The organism is Sphingobacterium sp. CZ-UAM (assembly GCF_002000245.1).
Taxonomy (GTDB): Bacteria; Bacteroidota; Bacteroidia; order Sphingobacteriales; family Sphingobacteriaceae; genus Sphingobacterium.
Genome location: NZ_MTCM01000005.1, coordinates 361,555 through 367,740, shown reverse-complemented (window position 1 = coordinate 367,740; position 6,186 = coordinate 361,555). Strand labels below are relative to the sequence as shown.

The 6,186-nt window shown below is 40.6% G+C and carries 4 protein-coding genes; 2 read left to right on the top strand and 2 right to left on the bottom strand.

The window, feature by feature from the left end; translation table 11 throughout:
- Positions 1–163: 163 nt before the first annotated feature.
- Positions 164–397, bottom strand: coding sequence for a hypothetical protein (locus BWD42_RS19210; RefSeq protein WP_077438029.1), 234 nt, complete (start codon positions 395–397; stop codon positions 164–166).
- A gap of 352 nt (positions 398–749) precedes the next feature.
- On the opposite strand from BWD42_RS19210, the gene BWD42_RS19205 reads away from it, so the two are divergent.
- Positions 750–2,156, top strand: coding sequence for a Gfo/Idh/MocA family protein (locus BWD42_RS19205; protein ID WP_175992096.1), 1,407 nt, complete (start codon positions 750–752; stop codon positions 2,154–2,156).
- 69 nt (positions 2,157–2,225) lie between these two features.
- Positions 2,226–3,263: a formylglycine-generating enzyme family protein gene (locus BWD42_RS19200; RefSeq protein WP_077438027.1), complete on the top strand. Its 1,038-nt coding sequence runs from the start codon at positions 2,226–2,228 to the stop codon at positions 3,261–3,263.
- Between the two features lie 44 nt (positions 3,264–3,307).
- Here the strand turns inward: BWD42_RS19200 and carB are convergent, their stop codons facing one another.
- On the bottom strand, positions 3,308–6,127 hold the full coding sequence (gene carB / locus BWD42_RS19195; RefSeq protein WP_077438026.1) for a carbamoyl-phosphate synthase large subunit: 2,820 nt from the start codon (positions 6,125–6,127) through the stop codon (positions 3,308–3,310).
- Between the last annotated feature and the right edge of the window lie 59 nt (positions 6,128–6,186).

Sequence of the window (6,186 nt, the reverse complement as noted above, 5' to 3'; positions counted from 1 at the left end):
GATGGTATTGCCGTAACAGGTGGGAGAGTAGGTCGGTGCCTTTTTTTACACGGAAGCCCTTGCTGGAAACAGTCAAGGGCTTCTTTCGTTTGTATACTTTACTCTTCTCCTGCTTTTCTGCGGGCAGCCAACAGGGCTAGATGGGTAGTTCCGTACAGTCCCTTTATTCCTGCAACAGGATTATTAGACAATCGTTTAGGAGCAAGGGTAACAGCAGCCGTAAAACCAACAAAACCGTAGCGGCAATAACTGTAAAAGCAATAGTTGTAGCAGCAAGGGTAACAGCAAGGACACCAGCAGTCGCATCAGCAACAGCGGTCCCTCCGGAGTTTTGATGGTATAACAGGGTTTGACGATCTTTGCAGATGGCATAATCCAAACGAGAATACCTAATCATAGAGATCCATAAATAGAGTAGATATATTTACCTCGGGGGCATATTTTATATTTCTTCTATAAAATTGACAGGTTGTATTTGTCTAAGCACCATACTTTTGCTGAAAAATCTCAATTGCAGGAGATTAAAGCAATCGTTTGTGTAGATTAGACAAACGATTGCTTTAAATTTTGATTTTTTATTTTGAGAAAAGTGTTATATTATTGTTATAGAGATTAAGTTCTTTAGTTAGAACCAAGTATAAATCCAAATCCAAAATGGATTTTTCTTATTGACTGTTTAGTTTGTTTTAAAATAGGTGATTTTTTAGAGGGACCATTTGGTCCCTTTAAATTTACATGAACTTTAAATTATGGATTCTAGAAGAGATTTTTTAAAAAAGGCCGGGATTTTATCGTCACTGGCTGTTTCACTTCCTACTTTGGTTAATGCCAATGCAACAGCAGATGCATTTAATATGTGTGGTTATGCTGCACCCAAAATTGATAAAGTGAAAGTTGCCGTCATTGGATTAGGGATGCGTGGTCCCGGTGCAGTGGAACGATTATCTTTTATCGAAGGTTGTGAAATTGTCGCCCTTTGTGATAAACATCCGGAGCGGGTTGAGAAAGCACAGAGGATTCTTACTTCGAAAGGTTTGAAAGCCGCAAAATCATATTCTGGAGAAGATGGCTGGAAGTCACTATTGAAGGAAGAAAAGTTGGATTTGGTCTATATCTGTACACCCTGGGACTACCACGCACTTATGAGTGTAGCAGCTATGAAAGCGGGTAACCATGTCGCTTGTGAAGTGCCAATTGCTTTGACAATTAAGGATTGTTGGGAAGTGGTCAAAACATCTGAAGCAACAAAAAAACATTGTATGATGTTGGAGAATTGCTGTTACGATTTTTTTGAAATGCTGACATTAAATATGGCCCGTCAAGGTTTATTTGGTGAACTAATTCACGGTGAAGGTGCCTATATTCATGATTTATTGGATTTAAATTTCTCAAAAAATGGTTACGATAATATGTGGCGTCTAAGGGAAAATATTAAATATAATGGTAACTTATACCCAACTCATGGACTTGGACCTGTCGCACAATGTTTAAACATTAATAGAGGCGATAAAATGGACCATCTAGTAGCGATGTCATCCAACGATTTTATGATGGGCGAGAAGGCGAAGGAGCTTGCAGCCAAGGATCCGTTCTTTCAGGAATTTGTCGGAAAGAAATACCGTGGCAATATGAATACGACATTGATCCGTACTGCCAAAGGAAAAACAATTATGTTACAACATGATGTTACTTCACCTAGACCATATTCAAGACTACATACGTTAAGCGGTACAAAAGGTTTTGCCCAAAAATATCCAACTGAGAATATTGCTTTTGGTCATGAATTTATCAAAGAGGAAAAACTCAAAGAATTATATGATAAATATACGCCAGAGTTAGTTAAGTATATCGGTGACAAAGCCAAAGAAGTCGGTGGTCACGGGGGTATGGACTTTATGATGGATTGGCGCCTAATCGACTGTCTGCGTAACGGTTTACCCTTAGATCAGGATGTGTACGACGCTGCTTCATGGAGCTGTATCGTGCCTTTGAGCTTTGAATCGGTTGAAAAGAACTGCAAGACCGTAGCTGTACCCGATTTTACAAAAGGCTCATGGAAGAATAATAATCCTGTGGATATCACATTAAAGGGCGGTGGTAATACACCTATTCGCTCAAAAAGTGCTAAAAAGGAAAATGTACAATTGGATGTATAAAATCTATAGCTAAGGCAATAATTGAAAGGGGAACATTTTATTGTTCCCCTTTTATGTTTATCTTTAGGTATGTTAATCAATCTAACACTAGTTACCTGTCTATCTATATTTTCCACAAATGACACCCTCTCATGTTGTGTGGGCGAAAATATACCTACCCGAGCAGGAATGATCAAAGCTCAGTTGGCTAAACAAAGCAATTCCGCAGTTGGCAAGATGGTTTTAATTGAAGGTGGTAAATTTTTGATGGGAAGCTCGAATTTCGAAGATAGCAAACCTGTACATGCTGTGGAACTTAATTCATTCTATATGGATGAACATGAGGTGACAAATGCGCAATTTGCACAATTTGTAAAAGAAACAGGCTATGTAACAGTCGCTGAGCGAAAACTTGACCCGAAAGATTTTCCCGGCGTGGATCCGAATATGCTCGTTCCCGGATCTGCGGTATTTTCAAAACCTAAAGAACTCAGCTCTTTAAATAACTATTTGATGTGGTGGGAGTACGTTCCTGGTGCAAATTGGCAGCATCCTGAAGGACCCAATAGTTCAATAAAAGATAAAATGAATTATCCAGTTGTTCAAGTCGCCTACGAAGATGCCGCTGCTTATGCAAAATGGGCTGGAAAACGATTGCCTACGGAGGCAGAATGGGAATATGCAGCCCGCTCCCGTAAGGATACGAATGAAGATCTGTACTATTGGGGGAAGGATTTGAAACCAAATGGGAAATGGATAGCCAATATCTATCAGGGGAAATTTCCTGTTGAAGATTCAAAGGAGGATGGCTATGAAGGTGCTGCTCCAGTAAAGTCCTTTCCGGCGAACGCATTGGGACTTTATGATATGGAAGGAAATGTCTGGGAATGGTGTTCGGACTACTATAGACCGGACTACTATAAGAATAGCGTCGTCTCAAACCCTACAGGACCGGAGAATTCCTACGATCCACAAGAGCCTAATCTCGAGAAACGTGTCCAACGGGGCGGATCGTTTCTCTGCAATGATCAATATTGTGAACGCTATAAAGCAGGAAGCCGAGGTAAAGGTGAGGTAAATAGCCCAACAAACAATGTCGGTTTCCGATGTGTAAAAGATATAAAATAGAAAAGGCTTGCATTTGCAAGCCTTTTCTATTTTATAGTGATGCCTTATTGGGCATTCAAGAACATTGATTTTTGATTATACAACTCTCTGAAATATGGATCCTGAAGATCTTTGATAAAGCGGATGGCTTCACCTGTTGATTTCATTTCAGGTCCCAATTGTTTATCTACCTCAGGGAATTTATTGAAGGAGAATACAGGTTCTTTAATCGCGTAACCTTGCAATTTGCGCTCGATTGTGAAGTCCTTCAATTTATTCGCACCCAACATGACCTTTGTAGCGATGTTGATGTAAGGAACATCGTATGCTTTCGCGATAAACGGAACAGTACGGGATGCACGTGGGTTAGCCTCGATGACATAAACATTCTCACCTTTGACAGCGAACTGAATGTTTAATAAGCCGCGTACGTTCAATGCTTTCGCTAATTTGATCGAGTATTCTTCCATCTTATCCTGAACAGCTTGTGATAGACCAAAAGGAGGCAATACTGCCGAAGAGTCTCCCGAGTGAATACCAGCTGGCTCGATGTGTTCCATCATACCGATGATATGTACATCTTCACCATCACAGATTGAATCTGATTCCGCCTCTTCAGCACGATCCAGGAAGTGATCGATCAAGATGTGATTTCCAGGAAGATTTTTCAATAGGTTAACTACCGCTTTTTCCAGGTCTTCGTCATTAATGACGATGCTCATGCCTTGTCCACCCAAAACATATGAAGGACGAACCAATACCGGGTAACCTACTTCGTTAGCGACTTGTAAAGCTTCTTCTGCTGAAGTCGCTACACCATATTTTGGATAAGGAATTTCAAGTTCTTTTAATAAGTCGGAGAAACGACCACGGTCTTCGGCTAAGTCCATGTTTTCAAATGATGTACCGATGATTTTTACACCAAGTTGTTCTAAGCGTTCTGCCATTTTAAGTGCTGTCTGTCCGCCCAATTGAACGATAACTCCTTCTGGTTTTTCCAATTCGATGATCTCACGTACATGTTCCCAGAATACAGGCTCAAAATATAATTTATCGGCCATATTGAAGTCCGTAGATACAGTCTCCGGGTTACAGTTCACCATGATTGCTTCGTAACCACATTCTTTTGCTGCCAATAAGCCGTGCACACAGGAGTAATCGAACTCGATACCCTGACCGATCCGGTTTGGACCTGAACCTAAGACAATGATTTTCTTTCTATCTGAAGAGATGGATTCATTTTCTTCTTCAAATGTCGAATAGTAATATGGGGTCTGCGCAGGGAATTCCGCGGCACAGGTATCGACCATTTTGTAAACGCGGTTGATACCTAGTTCTTTACGGCGATCGTATACTTGATCTTCTGTTACATTACCTAATAACCAAGCGATCTGAACATCTGAATAACCTTTTTGTTTCAAGGTCATGAAGAAATCACGTGGAATGTTATTTAACTGATAACGACGTAATTCTTGCTCTAGGTGTACCAATTCTTGAATCTGTACTAAGAACCATTTGTCGATACGTGTTGCTTTACGGATGGACTCCAAAGGAACACCTAATTCGAATGCATCTTTGATATGGAATAGACGGTCACCACTTGGATGCTCTAGGCTATCCATGATCTCGTCTAGATTTCTCCATTGACGACCATCAGCACCTAAACCTGCACGACCAGTTTCAAGAGACTGACACGCTTTTTGCAAAGCTTCGATGAATGTACGGCCAATCGCCATCACTTCACCTACAGCTTTCATCTGAAGGCCTAATTCCTTGTTTGCACCTTTGAATTTGTCAAAGTTGAAACGCGGGATTTTTACGATAACATAATCTAGCGTTGGTTCGAAATATGCTGAGGTTGTTTTTGTAATCTGATTTTGCAACTCGTCCAAGTTGTATCCGATGGCTAATTTAGCCGCAATTTTTGCAATTGGGTAACCAGTTGCTTTTGATGCTAAAGCTGAAGAACGTGATACACGTGGATTGATTTCGATCGCAATAATTTCTTCATTTTCTGGATTAACAGAGAACTGAACGTTACATCCACCGGCGAAGTTACCAATCGAACGCATCATCAAGATGGCTTGATTACGCATATCTTGGTAGCATTTGTCTGATAATGTCATACCTGGTGCAACTGTGATGGAGTCTCCGGTGTGGATACCCATTGGGTCAAAGTTCTCAATGGTACAGATAATGATGACATTGTCGTTGGTATCGCGAAGTAATTCCAACTCGAATTCTTTCCAACCCAATACGGCTTGTTCTACCAAAACTTCATGTGTTGGTGAAGCATGCAAACCTCTGTTTAAAGCAGCGTCAAAATCTTCCTTTCTGTGCACAAATCCACCGCCGGTACCTGCTAGGGTATAGGAAGGACGTATAACAAGAGGATAACCAATTTCTTGTGCAGCTTCTTTACCTTCAAGGAAAGAGTTTGCAATTTTGGATTTTGCAACACCTACACCGATATCAACCATTAATTGACGGAATTCTTCACGGTTTTCAGTTTTTTCAATGGCAGCAACATCAACACCGATTACGCGCACGTTGTATTTTTCCCAGATACCGCGGTTAGAGGCTTCGATACATAGGTTCAAAGCGGTCTGACCACCCATCGTAGGAAGCACAGCGTCGATATTGTGTTTTTGCAATACCTCTTCAATACTTTCGCAAGTTAATGGAAGTAAGTAGACATTGTCTGCAACAACTTTGTCCGTCATGATTGTTGCAGGGTTTGAGTTGATGATGGATACTTCAATACCTTCTTCTTTCAATGAAAGGGATGCTTGAGATCCAGAATAATCAAATTCACAAGCTTGACCGATAACGATGGGACCTGATCCGATGATTAAAACCGACTTAATGGAAGTGTTTCTTGGCATTATATCTAGTTCAAAAAATTAAATTTCCTATTGTAAATCTGAGCAAAGACAATCAAAAA

Bases quoted from the DNA above. Each gene is read 5' to 3' on its own strand.
- BWD42_RS19210 (WP_077438029.1), bottom strand. From the start codon at position 397: ATGATTAGGTATTCTCGTTTGGATTATGCCATCTGCAAAGATCGTCAA.
- BWD42_RS19205 (WP_175992096.1), top strand. From the start codon at position 750: ATGGATTCTAGAAGAGATTTTTTAAAAAAGGCCGGGATTTTATCGTCA.
- BWD42_RS19200 (WP_077438027.1), top strand. From the start codon at position 2,226: ATGTTAATCAATCTAACACTAGTTACCTGTCTATCTATATTTTCCACA.
- carB (WP_077438026.1), bottom strand. From the start codon at position 6,127: ATGCCAAGAAACACTTCCATTAAGTCGGTTTTAATCATCGGATCAGGT.